A 14,605-nucleotide genomic window follows, 5' to 3' on the forward strand; every position below is an offset into this window, starting at 1 on the left:
CACACAGTATAGGTAACGCTTTACGGCATCAGCACGGTATCAATAACGTCAATCACACCGTTACTCTGGTTCACATCATACGTGGTGATACTGGCAATATTGCCCTGAGCATCTTTAAGCTGAATGTTGTGTGGGCCGTTTGCCATTACCCACAATGATTCGCCATTGACCGTTTTCAGCTCGGCTTTACCGCCACCCGCTTTGATTTTTTTCTCCAGCGCTTTCATGTCCAGTTTTCCTGCGACAACGTGATAGGTCAGGACACTGGTGAGTTTTTGTTTGTTCTCTGGCTTAAGCAGGGAGTCGACGGTGCCCTTAGGCAATTTATCAAAGGCGGCATTGGTGGGCGCGAAAACGGTAAATGGCCCCTTTCCTTCAAGTGTCTGGACCAGACCGGCGGCTTTAACAGCCGCGACCAGCGTGGTGTGGTCTTTCGAGTTAACAGCATTCTCAACAATATTTTTCGATGGGTACATGGCGGCACCGCCGACCATCACCGTGTCGCTGTCCATGCTCGCCGCGTAAGTGGCGCCACTGAAGACTAATGCAGAAAAAATCAGAGTTGGCAGGAATGGTTTCATTTTCACTTCCCTCATTGAGTTAACGGACAGGGCGAGAGCGCCCTTATCTGTTAATACGAATGAGGGAGGAAAACGGATGCAAAAAAATTTAAATTTTTTTTAGCTGGGGGGGTTCAGGCTGATGCGATATGCAATAAGCCCACCAGAGGTGGGCTTATCATAACGAGTCCATACTGCGTCAACGTCTGCTTTTCACGCACAGCAGACAGCCGTCATTACTGGCAAGAAATAGCTCCCGGTCATACAAATCAGCAATGTAAAAAAGGCATTGCCCCGGACAGCTCAGATGCTCTCAACCCACGTCTTTCGCCGTGAGTTATGCGCATGAACTTAAATGCGAAAAGCATTCACGGCTTCACGTAAAGCGTGTGCCTGGGCTGAAAGCGACTGCGATGCCGAAGAGGACTCCTCAACCAGCGCGGCGTTATTCTGCGTGACGCCGTCCATCTCGTTCACTGCGATGCTGACCTGTGAAATGCCCTGCATCTGTTCAGCTGAGGCGAGTGAGATGTTATCCATCGCGACGGCGAGTTTTCCAACCATCGCATTGATATCAAGAATGCTCTTGCCGGTGCCGGTTGCCACGACAACACCACTTTCGACCTGCGCCACAGCCTCTTCAATCAGATGTTTAATATCTCTGGCTGCCGTTGCACTGCGCTGCGCCAGCGTCCTGACTTCACCCGCGACGACGGCGAAACCCCGGCCCTGTTCGCCCGCTCGCGCTGCTTCGACTGCCGCATTAAGCGCCAGAATATTGGTCTGAAATGCAATCCCTTCGATAACGGAGGTAATATCCCGGACTTTCACCGCGCTTTTTGAAATATCATTCATCGTCTCTGACATGCGCTGCATATCGTGTTCACCCAAACGCGCCAACGCAGCGGTTTCGCGCGCCGAATCCGCAGTCTGCTGCGCGCCCGCTGCATTGCTTTTCACTGTAACCGTGAGCTGTTCAATACTGGCTGCGGTTTCCTGCAAAGCGGCGGCCTGCTGCTCTGTACGGGAAGAGAGTTCGGTATTGCCCTGGGAAATTTCATCAGCTGCCAGTGCTACCGAAGTGGAGGAGTCTTTAATCTGCGAGACCAGGTCGCGCAGATTGCTCTGCATGCTATCCAGAGAAGCCATCATGCTGACGGTATCCCCCTGACGCAGGGTCACTTTTGTCGTCAGATCGCCCGCCGCAATCGCAGCGGCCAGGCCCTGCGCATGCGAAGGTTCTCCACCCAGCTGAGTCTTGATCCAGCGGGTGATCAGCCCACTCATCACAAATCCCATCACAACAAACAGGGTGGTCAGGCCTGCCAGCGTCATATAAACACCGGAGAGCGCCTGAGTCGACGTTTCCGCCGTTTTACTCGTTACCCGCGCCTGATAATCAACCATCCCATCTACCGCACTGCGGTAGTGCGAAAGCGCAGGGATCAGTTCACCACGGAGTTTTTCCGGGAACGGAGTGGCGTTCTGCATAAACAGGTTTTGCTCTGCCTGATGAAGCGGACCCGCTGCCACTTCAATTTTATTTAATTGCGTGGAAGCCTCTTCTACTTCAGCAAGATTGATCCCCGGAATGCTTTTGGCACCGTTGATCAGTTCGCGAAAATGCGCGGTGGTATTATCACTGTTGGTCTGCAACGCAGAGAACTGGGTTTTTATAGTGGCCTCTGCCTGAGGCTGAGTGTCTGAAGCCACGGACAGTAAAAGGACAGTTTGCTGAGTTAAATTATCTTTTAGCGTCTGCAGGGCCTGGAGATCGCCCAGCCGCGCGCGCGTCAATTCCTGCTGATCGCTGGCCGTATTGAGTTTAAACCCGGCAAATCCTGTCACAAAAACGCCCGTTAAGATGACTGTGAGGAATGCCGCAGTGAGCATGACGCTTAATTTTATTTTTTTGTTCCGATACATAGGAGACCCCGATGTTTGAATAAATAGGTTATCACCGACGTTCCGCTTCTATGGCTCGCTGGTACTGGATCTGTTATCGGCAGCGGGGAAAAAAATTACAGTAATGAAAGGGGTAAGAAGCGATGATTCCTGGGCTGAGTAAAAGGGTAAATCCCTGACGGATGCCATTAAGGCAGTGAGTGTTATTCTCGTAACTTGTCGCCTGAATGCGGATAAAACTATTCCAGCTTCGCTTGTGGCACCACGGATTTAACAGACTCTTCAGCGTCATTTGAGATGACTGACAATAGAAGTGTCCTCGTGGTGAGAACGGAATCTCAGGCCGCAGATATTTTATTAAGGGTGGAGAAAGGCGTAGCCATCAGGTGCATGCGTTTGCAGCTGGAGACGAACAGATAATAAGGCACCTTGCTTTCCGTGATTACCTCAGAGAAAACAGAGATATCGCAGCAACCTATGCTGAGATAAAGCGTGAAGCAGCATCACTCTGTAACAACGATGCTCAACGCTACAGCGCGCTCAAAGCGAACTTTATAGCGCATCATCTACAGCTCGCACTGATTGACCTGAAACGATAGGTACTGAGCAGGACAGGATATATCCTCCTCACCCCCGTTTTTGATTCCATTCATCCTGACTCAGGGTAAACAGCATGCTTGCGGGCGCATTTTCCACATCATAAATATCCCGGGTATGCCGGAGGCCGGCGTTAATCAGAACCTTTTGTGAAGCCAGATGATTCGCTCTTACGACTGCAGAAATTTCAGCCAGTTTTATCTCTTCGAACCCATAACTAACTGCATAGTTGGCAAATTCCGTCGCCAGTCCTTTCCCCCAGGCTTCCGGAGAGAAACGATATCCCAGATTATTGATCGTGATATCGGCAAAGCTTCTGATGCTCAATCCCCCAAAACCGATGATTCTTTCTGGATTATCCTGAAGCGAGATAGCCCAACTGCCGAAGCCATTCAATTCCCAGTGACGGATAGAGCGCGATAGCACTTCCCGTGAATGATGGATATCCGGATGTGGGCCCGCGGGATTAAACGTATTCGTCGCAGGGTCGCCGTAGATCCTGAAAAGATCATCGGCATCTGATGGGGTGACTGGCCGAAGAAACAACCGCATAGTGTCTGCCTGCAAAATAAACGCTCTCAGATTAAGAAACGAGTGATCCTGTTTTTATAACGGGAAACGGTGCGGGAAACTAGGTAAATCTCTCACCTCATCGGTCTGTTCAGTCAGGCTTGATCTCTTTAATAAGCGCTTCACCCTGATTGTGGATGTTGCCGACTTTGGCTGTAACAGGATGCCAGGTAAAGTCCTTTTCCGGCAATGCGGCTTCATGTGCAATTTCCTGAGCACGTTCTGACGTGGTTTCGGCACTGAGCCATTCGCGTACAGCATCCGCACTTAAAACCAGCGGGCGTCGGTCATGGATATCAACCATGCCTTTATTGCTCGCTGCCGTTACGATAACAAAACCCTCATGCCCATGATCCTTACCATAAGGAGCTTTGCCGATAGCGGCGAAGAACAGCGGTTCTTTCTCTTTGTGGTAGATAAAGTAAGGCTGTTTTTTGTCGCCCTCTCGCTTCCATTCATACCAGCCATTGGCAGGAACAATGGCGCGACCATGCTCCCACAGCGGTTTGAACATGCGTCCCGTCGCAGCGGTTTCACCACGCGCATTGATAAGCGGTTGTTTGTCCCACCACTCCGGACCGTAACCCCAGTAAACCGGATCAAAGTGCAGTTCATTATCCCGCTCATTGAGCAAGAGCACTTTGGTGCCTGGAGCAACGTTAAAGCGGCCTATCGGCTCCGGATCATAAATAATTTCATCGGGCTTCAGCCCCAGGGATGCAAAGTAATCGTCTCTGCTGCTGTACTGCGCAAACCGTCCACACATGGGGACCTCCTCCCATAAGGATAGCGCAGCGTTGAACGAGTTAAATAAATCTAAAAAAATTGTTCTTCTGGCTGAAGATATCGTGATTTTTGACGAGAACATAATTAATGAATATGAATAAACTGGAGCAGTAATGAAGGGAATTATTTTAAGTCTGGCTATGGCATCACTGATGGCTGCCTCGTTTACAGCTGATGCGCGCGGCCATCGTGGTGGGGGTGGGCATAGAAGCTACAGCCATAGTTTTAGTTCAGCTTACTCATCACAAACAACGACACCCAGAATCAAGAAGAGATATTCCAGCAGCAAGCGAACGGCCAGATATGCTACTGCGGGCGTGGCGGGTTATGGCGCATACCAGGCCCATAACTACACGTCATCCTACGTGCGTGAGAAGGGCCGTCAGGCCGCAAGAAAACCCTCAACGAACAGCTATGACAACCAGTATCCAAATCAGCCCCAGGCTCAGCCAGTTAGCCAGAATATGGCACCGACATGTTCACCCTTATCTATGGTAAGCCAGCCGGGCTATACAAACCTGCCTGTATGCCTGGGCAGTGTTAATTGATTTCAAGCCTTGTAGCGATGAAACGACGATGAATTGATATTTTTCAGGAAGACACATTTTACAGAATGCCACTTACCGCACCCCGGAGAGGTCATATTTTAGTGACTTCGTAGGGACACGAACCTTTAATAATATGAGATATAACTCATGACCATAGTTTTTATACCTGCCCTCATCCCATTACTGATGAGAATTGAGAATGAGAAAGGAAGCCCGCTTACTGAGCAGGAAGTCAGTAGCATCCGTGATAATGCCACAACTATCGAAGTGCCGCGTGATGTTGCTCTCGCCATGGCTGAATGCCGCGGTTACTTCGATATCAACCCTGAAAGTTGCTGGGCTGAATGGAGCTTGTACCGGAGTAAGAGTTTGCTGTCTGTTGCTGACAACGGATAACTGCATCGCGGTGCACAGTTTTAGCAGCCGGTATCTAACGGCATAGCTTCAGAGCAGCACGGTGCCTTATGGGATTGTGAGTTTAGACATTTAAGTGCAACGCTTAACACTTTCCTTAGCTATGTAATCTTATTGCGGAGCAAAATGTATCGGGATTTCATCCTTCATAAAGGCGGGTCTCATTGGAAAAGTGTGGGCATCTGCAGCTTGTTTGATTGCTTTAATTGCAGCAGCGCACAGAGCTGGATCTCCGCCCTGAACGTTGATGCTTACCGGAGGCTCGCCTTCCGGCTGCCTGATCCTTACATCACATGTTTTACCGCGATAATTATCTGCATCGAAAAACCGATATTGTATTGCTGTAACAGCCTGGCAGAGCCAAAGCTGAGTTTCACGCTCTTGAGTTTGCTGTGGTGTCTGAGATTCACACTGACTTTTAATCTCTGACGCGTCGGGAGTCTTAATTCCCTTTTGTCGGATGTGATTTGTGCTCATATGGCATCCTGAAACTGCCAATGCGGCAGTCAAAGCAATTATTCTTTTCATGATTTCATCCCTGATCTTTGCCCATATTTTATACCATTAATTCTACTGACTTAATATCCACAACCACCAGAACAACCCAGTACTTCATCTGCTCAGTCATCAGCTACGTTTTCAAAAAAAGACAGTGTTTCGGCGCTTTTTCGGCGGGGCTGCCCTACTGTTACCTGGCAATACACACCTCTCTATTATCTATAAATTTTTCTGTTCCGATGGAATGCGTGGCCGTTGGTCATCATTCTGTACCCTGCTTCAGACGCGCAACAATCTCACCCCTCTTTTCAAACCACGCCGATAACGTTAAGCTATACGAAACATATACGTTTCATATAAGGCTTGCATGGGTATCGTAAAAATCTCCGACCTGATGCATGAGAATCTGCGCATCGCCAGTCAGGCGATGAGCCGCTCAATTAATGCACAGGCAGAACACTGGCTAAAACTCGGTATGCTGGCAGAACTCTATCCACAGCAGACCCAACATCAACTGGCGCAGATGCTAATCCGGCTTGAACTGGAAGGCAGCGCTGATATACGCAATATGCTCCCTAAAGAGAGCCTCACCACACAAGGAGACGTGTCATGAACAGCGTTAAAATTCATACCGCAGCGGAAATCGAAATGGCACGGGCAGCCGGACAGGCTGCGGCTCAGGTGCTGGCGATGATTACACCTCACGTCCGTCCCGGCATCACCACGGAAGAGCTGGATGATATCTGTCACGATTTTATTGTGAATGAGCTTAAAGTGACGCCAGCAAACATCGGTTATCACGGTTATACCCGTACCACCTGCACGTCGGTCAATCATGTGGTCTGCCACGGCATCCCGGCCAGCAAAAAACTCAAGGATGGCGATATCGTTAATATCGATGTAGCGATCATCAAAGATGGCTGGTATGGCGATACCAGCCGGATGTACTTTGTCGGCACACCGTCAGTCCGTGCCAAACGTCTGGTGGAGATCACCTATCAGTCGATGGTCGCCGGTATCAAAACCGTCCGTCCTGGCGCGACGCTGGGCGATGTGGGCGCGGCTATCCAGCGTGTCGCTGAATCGGCTGGCTTCTCGGTGGTGCGTGAATATTGCGGTCACGGCGTTGGTGAAATTTACCACACCGATCCACAGGTGCTGCACTACGGCACGCCGGGCGAAGGGATGCCACTGAAAGCAGGCATGATTTTCACTATCGAACCGATGATTAATGCCGGTAAAGCCGGAACCAGCGTGCTGTCAGATGGCTGGACGGTGGTCACCAAAGATCGCTCGCTCTCGGCGCAATGGGAACATACCGTCGCCGTCACCGATGAGGGTTTTGATCTGCTCACGCCCTGGCCTGAAGGCACCGGCGACTACCCGGCGATTTAATCTCTCAGCCTGAGACAGGGGTCTCAGGCTGCATTGTTAACTGCCCCTGACTTCACTCAGCGTTTCCAGCGTGCCGGAATGCCACACCTGCACATCGTTACGTCCGGCGCGCTTGACCTGATACAGCGCCTCATCGGCACATCTCAGCCATTCATGAATTGTCGCCGCATCGCATGCCGGTGCAATCCCGATACTCACCGAGCACTGAAAGGTGGATGACGCCGGCAGCCGCAGCAGGGCAATCCCCTGTCTGATCTGCTCTGCCAGCAACATGATACTGGTTTCATCCGCATCCCGCACAATCACACACAGCTCATCGCCGCCAAAGCGGGCAGGTATATCTTTCAGGCCGACGCTGTCACGCAGTAGTGCCGAGATTTCTGCCAGCAGGAAGTCGCCGGCTTCATGCCCGAAGGTGTCGTTAACCTGTTTGAAGTGATCGACATCCAGCAGCATCAGCCAGGCTTTACCCTCACCTCGCTGTGTACGTAAAAACTCGCTTTCAAGCCGCCGCTCAAAGAGACGTCGGTTAGGTATTTTCAGACCAGGATCCATCAGCGCAATGCGTTCCAGCTCCTGATTCTTCTTTCGCAGACTCAGGGTCAGATTGTGTGAAACCACGCTGAGCGCCAGCAGATAGCCGCTGGCGAGCGGCAGAGTCAGCCAGACGGTGCGGGTAGAGAAAGTCAGCTGCAAAGGCGCTTTTTCGGCTAACCAGGCCAGTAAAAAGGTCAACAGAAAGGCCTGCAGAGCAGACTTCAGCTGAACCCAACCGCCCGCCGAGTAACGATCAGAGATCAGTACCGCCATGATAATAATCGAGGGAAGCGGACTCAGCGCCATGGTTGCCACCCAGAAGCCGCCGAATGCAGCATCCAGCGTCAGATTCTTACGTTCAAAACCCGTGGGATCGCGCGATCGCAATGCCAGTCTGAAAGCGGCATAGGGCCAGACAAACGCATTAGTAAATAGCAGTGCGCAGAGTTCCAGGCTTTTTCCCATCTCCATCAATACTGACAGAATGGGCAGGAAACAGAGAAAGGTGCCGAGCTGGCGCATCATGAACATGCGGCGCACAAATCGCGTCGATCGGCGCTTCAGCTGAATATCGTCAGGAGTGTAGTAATTCATATGCAGACTGAAGCAGCAACAGGTTATGGCAGTTTATCGGCAATTATTGAATTAAGGTAAACTATTTACAGAATATTCTTATTGCGGGTCGAGAAAGGCATATCAGCAGGCTGTGACTTGTGTGCAGGGGACGATGGCAGTCAGGGGACATTAGCAGTAATGTGAGAAGATACCGCGCGCCATGAATACGCGCGGAGGCTTTTTATCGGCGGCCTTTAACCACTGAGGCAGACCAGTTGAAATCGCTGACTTCGCTGGCGGTCATTGAAGAAGGTTTTTTCTTACGCAGCGGTTTTTTCTTCTCCTTCTCAGCCTGCGCCCTTTCCTTCTCCAGTTTGCTGGTCATGATGATCTGACGAGCTTCACTATTGAATTCTTTCTCTTTTTTGCTATCAGGCTCTTTACCGGTTCGTTGACGGTACTTCTCGGCCAGGCCCTTATAGGTTTGCTCGACGGCCAGTCGTTCATCAGCGTTGAACTGATCAATGGAAATCATCTTTTTATCGTTCATAGCGGCGTGTCCTGTGGCGAGTTATTCCGGCAAGTGTACCGCATTTGCGGTCCGTTAACGCAGGGAATGGCATTAATCCGGTGAGCTGCTGATTCCGTCAGCACACGCAGCCCGGTAATTTCTCTGAAACCTGCGCTTAGCCCTGTAAAAAATAGGGTTATCTCTTAATATAAAACTAATGTTCATCAGGTTTACTGGCAGTGACCACGTACTGCCGAGGAGCTGAAGGAATGATAAAAGAGACCGATCGCCTGTCACAGGCACTATTACGGCGGCATGGGATTGGCGTTAAACAGAAACGTATACACTTTCGTGGCAGGGATTTGCTGTTTCAGCTGCACAACGCCCGCTATGAGGTGTTCAATGGCGATCGCTGTATTGCAACCGTCGATACCAACAATATCAATGAAGCCATTAAGCAGTTTAAAGCGCTGGACCAGCCTGGGGAGAAATAGCCATGCCAGACTATCGTCTGTTTCAGAAAGAGCAAACAGTCAGAGCCGTGAACACTGAGCGGCAAGATCAGCAGGACGCGTTAATGGCTGATGGCTATAAGATGGTGTGGGACGTGGTGCATGCCGATAATGCCGATGCCGCGCTGCTGCGCTATCAGCAACTGCGTCACGAAGAGGATAATGCTGCGCAGAATTTCGCAACCGATTCAGTTTTAAGTAGTCTGATAAACCTGATATCCCGCTGAGTCAGTGCGGGGCTGAAGGTATAAAGCCAAAGTTACTGTTAATTCATGCTGTGCTGATTAGAATAAAGAAAATTTCCCGAATACAGGTTTCTGATGAAAATCACCATTCATAAAGAAGATGAGCTGTTTATGCACAACTTCTTTGCTGCGCCATGCCACACCGTTGAAACAGACTCACCACAGGCACAACAGATTCAGCAATCGCTTCAGCTGGCCATCCAGCAAAAAGGTGCAGAGGCTGATGGCGACTGGAAACGTAGCCTGACTTTTCTGATTCTGTTTCTCTTTTTATATGCTGCGCTGGGTGCCTCGCTGACGCTTGATCTCAACATCACCACTGGCACGCCTCATAAGAGTATTGAATATGCGCTGGAAGCGATTCCGGTGCTGATTGCTTTCTCCGGCTTCTTCATCTCTATTCTCTATCTGTTCCTGACCCGCGCCAGCGCGCGTAAACAGCGTAACTGGGAAAGGACTATTCTGGTGCTGGAGAAATACTCCATCGGAAATCTGTTTAAAGCGACGCATACCCAGGGCGGAGGTACCAGCAACTACTCCGTGCCCAACCTTTCTATTTCGCTCGCGCTGTTTATCTGCCTGACCTGGCTGGTGATTTATAACTATCTGACGTTTACCACCAGCGGGGTGTTTGGCAGTGTCATCTCCCTGTTTATCAGCACCATGGTTTATGTGATTCTGGATATTCAGCTGCTTAAGCCTTTTACCCATGCTGTGGAGAAAGCAGAAGCGGAAAAGAGTGACGCGGATAAAGAGCAGGATTAACTGCGCCTGGTAAGCGGCAAAAGAGATACCCGGTCAATGAGCCGGGTATTTTTTTGTTTAATCAGAACGATCTTGCTGCAAGACCCCTGCTGCACGGAGTTCAATGAGAACGGTCGATACTAAAGTATATAAGTATGTTGTAACTATAGGCAGGGCTTAATCCTTTGGGTTCAGCCCGTGTAAAAGTCAGACGGCCCGCTTTTAAAGCGGACCGTATTCATTACCAGTGGGTTTTCTGCATATCGATGACAAAACGATATTTCACATCGCTGGTCAGCATACGTTCAAAGGCAGTTTCGACCTCTTCACCGGTGATCATCTCAACATCAGCCGTGATGTTGTGCTGACCACAGAAGTCGAGCATCTGCTGCGTTTCCTGAATGCTGCCAATCGAGGTGCCACTGATACTCAGGCGACGAAACACCATCGGTGTCACATTCGGTGATGGATGAGGTTGATCGGGTATGCCCACCAGCACCAGCTGACCATTGGTTTTCAGCGCACCGAGATAAGGATCAAGGTCGTGTGGTGCAGCGACACAGTCCAGAATGATATCCAGTGACGCCTGGCAGTCAGCCATTTGTGCGGCGTCTCGTGAGATCACCACGTTCTTAGCGCCGAGCCGGCGTGCATCTTCCCCTTTCGCCGGAGAAGTCGTAAACAGGGTGACTTCTGCGCCCAGTGCACTGGCCAGTTTAACCGCCATATGGCCCAATCCCCCAAGCCCGACCACACCCACACGATCGCCTGCTTTGACTTTAAAATGCTGCAACGGTGACCAGACGGTCACGCCAGCGCACAGCAGCGGTGCCACCGCATTCAGTGCCAGATTGTCGGGCACCGTGACCACAAAATGCTGGTCGGCGATGACATGCTGCGCATAGCCACCAAATGTCGTATTGCCGGTGTATTTATCCGTACCGTTGTAGGTCGGCGTGAAACCCGCCTCACAATATTGCTCTTCCTGCTGCTGACAGAAATGGCATTCACCGCATGAGTCGACCATCACGCCAACGCCAACCGTATCCCCGGCGACAAATTTAGTGACGTTGCTGCCCACTGCCACTACGCGTCCGACAATTTCGTGACCGGGAACCAGCGGATAGCGGCTGACTCCCCATTCATTACGGGCCATATGCAGATCGGAGTGACAGACACCGCAGTAAAGAATTTCGATTTTCACATCGTCAGCCTGCAGCTCGCGTAACTCTACCTGGCCTGCCCGCAGCGGCTGTTCTGCCTGGGACGCTATCAGCGCGTTAATTTTCATCTGTTGCCTCTTCTCACCTGGTGGTCGTAAAGAAAGCGGCCCACTATAGACACACGGAACCCCATTTGGTAGTAGTTACCTTTTGGTTACCATACTATCTGGGAAGTCACTATGCCGGTCTGGGTTGAAGGAAAACTTTGCTTTTATGCGGATTCACCGCCACGCCGCCTGCTGGAACTTTTTTCGGTGAAGTGGAGCACGATGGTGCTGCATGCGCTCTATCACTGGCCGGAAAATCGGGCACGCACGGGTGAACTGGAGCGCAGCCTGCAGGGTATTTCGAAGAAGATGCTGATTCAGACGCTGCGTGAGCTGGAGCAGCGCGGACTGGTGTCGCGTCAGGTCTGGCAGGTGGTGCCACCAAAAGTGGAATACAGCCTCACGCCGCTGGGGCATACCTTCGCACAGCCAATAGAGCAGATGTATCAGTGGGGACTGGAGAATCAGGCTGCGCTGGATGAAATGGAACATCACGCGCGCAGCCATCAGGAGAGTGGCGGATAGAAGGCCGCCAGTTCTCACGCAGTGCAGGCTTAATCGAACGGGAATTCGCGCGCCAGCACGCGGGAAATGACATTCAGCGCGCCTTCATCATTGTTGCTCTGAGTCTGATAGCGCGCCACGGCAGCGACCGAATCAGCGGCATTGGCCATTGAGAAACTGAAGCAGGCCTGACGCAGCATCTCAATATCATTGGCGCTGTCACCAATCGCCAGCACTTCGCAATCGCTGATGCCCCACTTTTCCTGCAGCAGCGCAATGCCGTGTGCCTTATGGCAGCCGGGAATAATGAGATCAATAAAGCCAAAACCGCTGGATACCGGATGCATGATGTTTTCCAGCTCGCCCAGACGGGAATGCAGTCTTTGCAGCAGTGCATCAACCCCTTCGTGCTCCAGCTTCAGCGAGAATTTGAATATGGTGTCGTCGATGGCATAGAGGTCATCGCGTTTTTCCAGCCGGTGATAGTGGTTTGCAAGCATTGCCATCACCTCATCAGAGGTGGATGAATGCATATAGGCGCCGTTGCGTCCACAGACCACGACCGCAATGTCAGGTTCATGCGCCAGGATATCGAGGATCTTATGCACTTTCTCCTGAGCTAACTCTCCGCAGAAGATCTCTTCATTACAGTCAGAAACCCATGCGCCATTTTCCCCCACGAAAGCGATCTCATCTTTGATGTCGGGAAAATAGCGCTGCAGCTGGTAATACTGATTACCACTGGCCACCACAAAACGGATGCCCTTCTGCTTCAGCAGCGCATACTGACGTGAAAACCGCTGAACGTTGTACTGCTTATTGTCGTCCAGAAAGGTGCCGTCCATATCCACCGCAATCATCTTAACCGCCATCTCGCCTGCCCCTATACGTTCGCCGTTCTGTCCTTTCGGCTGATTGATTTGATTCATAAAGCTTACTCGCTGTGTGGATTAATGAGAATGCAAATAGTGACTTTGCTAACGGCTTTCAGAGCGTTCCGGTTCCGGAGTTGTGTTATCACGCACGTTTTTTTTCGTTAAAAGGATGTTAACCTCAGTCGAATATTACGAATGAAGGTTATTTTAATTACATTCGTAACTCAACCCCCAGATATTCAGGAGCACGAGATGCGTGAAGATTCCCGATCAACCCCTTTACCTGACGACGTCAAAACCGCTATTCGCGAGATGAAACAGCAGTTACGCCAACAGATTGGTGATGTCGATGCCCTTTTCCGTCAGGTTTGCGACAACATCACTGCTGCGATTGCTGAAGCAAAAGCAGATGAAAAGCGCACGGGCAGTGCCTGGCCGGTAGTGCCCATGCAGGACATTGCAGCGGGAAAGGTTTCGGATGAAACCCGGGCGATGATTAAACGTCGCGGCTGTGTGGTAATTAAGCAGCACTTCGCGCGTGAGCAGGCGCTGGCATGGGATAAGTCGATGCTCGACTATCTGGATCACAACCGGTTTGACGAACACTATCGCGGCCCCGGCGATGACTTTTTTGGATCGCTGGCCGCCTCCCGCCCCGAAATCTATCCGATTTACTGGTCACAGGCGCAAATGCAGGCGCGGCAGAGCGCGGCAATGGCTGACGCGCAATCTTTTCTGAACCGGTTATGGAAGTCTGAATCACAGGGAAAGCAGTGGTTTGACCCGGATGTCAGCGTTATCTATCCCGATCGCATCCGTCGCCGCTTGCCGGGCACCACCTCGAAGGGATTAGGCGCCCATACCGATTCCGGCGCGCTGGAACGCTGGTTACTCCCCGCGTATCAGCAGGTTTTCAGTAAGCTGTTTCACGGTGATTTTGCCGCTTACGACCCCTGGGATGCAGCTCACCGCACCGAAGTGGATGAGTATGATCTGCCGGGTACCACCAAATGTTCCGTGTTCCGGACCTTTCAGGGCTGGACCGCACTCTCCGATATGATCCCCGGTCAGGGCCTGCTGCACGTGGTGCCGGTGCCGCAGGCGATGGCCTATGTTCTGCTGCGCCCGCTGCTTTCAGACGTACCTGAAGATGAACTGTGCGGCGTCGCGCCGGGCCGGGTGTTGCCCGTTAATGAACAGTGGCATCCGCACCTGATTGCAGGACTCTGTTCGATACCGGCCTTAGAGGCGGGCGATTCGGTATGGTGGCACTGTGATGTGATCCACGCCGTTGCACCGGTTGAAGATCAGCAGGGCTGGGGCAATGTGATGTATATCCCCGCTGCGCCAATGTGTGACAAAAACCGCGCCTATGCCCGGCGGGTTGCACAGGCGCTGGAGCAGGGACGTTCGCCGGGAGATTTTCCGCCAGAAGATTATGAAACAGAGTGGGACCAGCGTTTTACGCTGCAGGATCTCAATCTTAACGGACGCCGGTCGCTGGATTTGTCCTGATCCCAATCCCGCGTTGTACACCAGCGCGGGATATCCCTGTTACACTGGAGCTTCTTTTTTTCTG

Annotated in this window: 17 protein-coding genes and 1 pseudogene; 9 read left to right on the forward strand and 9 right to left on the reverse strand. The window is 51.4% G+C overall.

Features of this window, described 5'->3' with window-relative positions:
• Positions 1 to 20: 20 nt before the first annotated feature.
• Together HFD95_RS08295 and HFD95_RS08300 are read right to left on the reverse strand one after the other, a co-directional pair.
• Entirely contained in the window at positions 21 to 581 is a 561-nt protein-coding gene (locus HFD95_RS08295) for a fasciclin domain-containing protein (RefSeq protein WP_060679269.1), read from the reverse strand.
• 330 nt (positions 582 to 911) lie between these two features.
• The gene (locus tag HFD95_RS08300) at positions 912 to 2,486 is read right to left on the reverse strand and encodes a methyl-accepting chemotaxis protein (protein WP_167430098.1); all 1,575 of its coding nucleotides are present in this window, start codon (positions 2,484 to 2,486) and stop codon (positions 912 to 914) included.
• 299 nt (positions 2,487 to 2,785) lie between these two features.
• Between HFD95_RS08300 and HFD95_RS08305 the strand changes: the two are divergent.
• Positions 2,786 to 3,064 (forward strand): annotated as a pseudogene (locus tag HFD95_RS08305) (GrpB family protein); the annotation flags it as partial.
• Between the two features lie 28 nt (positions 3,065 to 3,092).
• Here HFD95_RS08305 and HFD95_RS08310 read toward each other — a convergent pair.
• Both HFD95_RS08310 and HFD95_RS08315 read right to left on the reverse strand, forming a co-directional pair.
• Positions 3,093 to 3,614 carry a GNAT family N-acetyltransferase gene (locus tag HFD95_RS08310; RefSeq protein WP_033780317.1) on the reverse strand — a complete coding sequence of 174 codons (522 nt, stop codon included), beginning with the start codon at positions 3,612 to 3,614 and terminating at the stop codon, positions 3,093 to 3,095.
• 109 nt (positions 3,615 to 3,723) lie between these two features.
• Positions 3,724 to 4,398, reverse strand: a complete 675-nt coding sequence (locus HFD95_RS08315) for an SOS response-associated peptidase family protein (protein ID WP_010247008.1) — start codon at positions 4,396 to 4,398, stop codon at positions 3,724 to 3,726.
• Between the two features lie 133 nt (positions 4,399 to 4,531).
• Here HFD95_RS08315 and HFD95_RS08320 point away from each other — a divergent pair, with 133 nt between their 5' ends.
• Positions 4,532 to 4,966, forward strand: coding sequence for a hypothetical protein (locus HFD95_RS08320; RefSeq protein ID WP_122459766.1), 435 nt, complete (start codon positions 4,532 to 4,534; stop codon positions 4,964 to 4,966).
• Between the two features lie 525 nt (positions 4,967 to 5,491).
• On the opposite strand, the gene HFD95_RS08325 is transcribed toward HFD95_RS08320, so the two are convergent.
• The gene (locus tag HFD95_RS08325; protein WP_033743904.1) at positions 5,492 to 5,908 is read right to left on the reverse strand and encodes a cell envelope integrity TolA C-terminal domain-containing protein; all 417 of its coding nucleotides are present in this window, start codon (positions 5,906 to 5,908) and stop codon (positions 5,492 to 5,494) included.
• Between the two features lie 337 nt (positions 5,909 to 6,245).
• On the opposite strand from HFD95_RS08325, the gene HFD95_RS08330 reads away from it, so the two are divergent.
• Positions 6,246 to 6,491 carry a ParD-like family protein gene (locus HFD95_RS08330; protein WP_010247005.1) on the forward strand — a complete coding sequence of 82 codons (246 nt, stop codon included), beginning with the start codon at positions 6,246 to 6,248 and terminating at the stop codon, positions 6,489 to 6,491.
• On the forward strand, positions 6,488 to 7,273 hold the full coding sequence (gene map, locus HFD95_RS08335; protein WP_010247003.1) for a type I methionyl aminopeptidase: 786 nt from the start codon (positions 6,488 to 6,490) through the stop codon (positions 7,271 to 7,273). The genes HFD95_RS08330 and map overlap by 4 nt, the downstream gene beginning before the upstream one ends.
• Positions 7,274 to 7,309: 36 nt before the next feature.
• Here the strand turns inward: map and HFD95_RS08340 are convergent, their stop codons facing one another.
• Entirely contained in the window at positions 7,310 to 8,404 is a 1,095-nt protein-coding gene (locus HFD95_RS08340; RefSeq protein WP_022624410.1) for a diguanylate cyclase, read from the reverse strand.
• Between the two features lie 202 nt (positions 8,405 to 8,606).
• Positions 8,607 to 8,915 carry a hypothetical protein gene (locus HFD95_RS08345; RefSeq protein WP_010247001.1) on the reverse strand — a complete coding sequence of 103 codons (309 nt, stop codon included), beginning with the start codon at positions 8,913 to 8,915 and terminating at the stop codon, positions 8,607 to 8,609.
• 230 nt (positions 8,916 to 9,145) lie between these two features.
• Here HFD95_RS08345 and HFD95_RS08350 point away from each other — a divergent pair, with 230 nt between their 5' ends.
• The 3 genes from HFD95_RS08350 (at position 9,146) to HFD95_RS08360 (ending at position 10,398) form a co-directional block, all read left to right on the forward strand.
• Positions 9,146 to 9,370 (forward strand): hypothetical protein, encoded by a 225-nt coding sequence (locus tag HFD95_RS08350; RefSeq protein WP_010670434.1) that lies wholly within the window; start codon positions 9,146 to 9,148, stop codon positions 9,368 to 9,370.
• A gap of 83 nt (positions 9,371 to 9,453) precedes the next feature.
• Complete coding sequence (locus HFD95_RS08355) at positions 9,454 to 9,615, forward strand: hypothetical protein (RefSeq protein WP_236571063.1); 162 nt, start codon at positions 9,454 to 9,456, stop codon at positions 9,613 to 9,615.
• A gap of 93 nt (positions 9,616 to 9,708) precedes the next feature.
• The gene (locus tag HFD95_RS08360) at positions 9,709 to 10,398 is read left to right on the forward strand and encodes a hypothetical protein (protein WP_167430101.1); all 690 of its coding nucleotides are present in this window, start codon (positions 9,709 to 9,711) and stop codon (positions 10,396 to 10,398) included.
• Between the two features lie 220 nt (positions 10,399 to 10,618).
• Here the strand turns inward: HFD95_RS08360 and HFD95_RS08365 are convergent, their stop codons facing one another.
• On the reverse strand, positions 10,619 to 11,668 hold the full coding sequence (locus HFD95_RS08365; protein WP_167430102.1) for an NAD(P)-dependent alcohol dehydrogenase: 1,050 nt from the start codon (positions 11,666 to 11,668) through the stop codon (positions 10,619 to 10,621).
• A 111-nt stretch (positions 11,669 to 11,779) separates the two neighbouring features.
• Here HFD95_RS08365 and HFD95_RS08370 point away from each other — a divergent pair, with 111 nt between their 5' ends.
• Complete coding sequence (locus HFD95_RS08370; protein WP_010246990.1) at positions 11,780 to 12,172, forward strand: helix-turn-helix domain-containing protein; 393 nt, start codon at positions 11,780 to 11,782, stop codon at positions 12,170 to 12,172.
• Between the two features lie 29 nt (positions 12,173 to 12,201).
• Here the strand turns inward: HFD95_RS08370 and HFD95_RS08375 are convergent, their stop codons facing one another.
• Complete coding sequence (locus tag HFD95_RS08375; protein ID WP_159226933.1) at positions 12,202 to 13,023, reverse strand: Cof-type HAD-IIB family hydrolase; 822 nt, start codon at positions 13,021 to 13,023, stop codon at positions 12,202 to 12,204.
• A 255-nt stretch (positions 13,024 to 13,278) separates the two neighbouring features.
• On the opposite strand from HFD95_RS08375, the gene HFD95_RS08380 reads away from it, so the two are divergent.
• Positions 13,279 to 14,541 (forward strand): DUF1479 domain-containing protein, encoded by a 1,263-nt coding sequence (locus tag HFD95_RS08380; protein ID WP_022624415.1) that lies wholly within the window; start codon positions 13,279 to 13,281, stop codon positions 14,539 to 14,541.
• The last annotated feature ends 64 nt before the right edge of the window (positions 14,542 to 14,605 follow it).

It is taken from the genome of Pantoea sp. EKM10T, from assembly GCF_011800685.1.
Lineage (GTDB): Bacteria > Pseudomonadota > Gammaproteobacteria > Enterobacterales > Enterobacteriaceae > Pantoea > Pantoea agglomerans.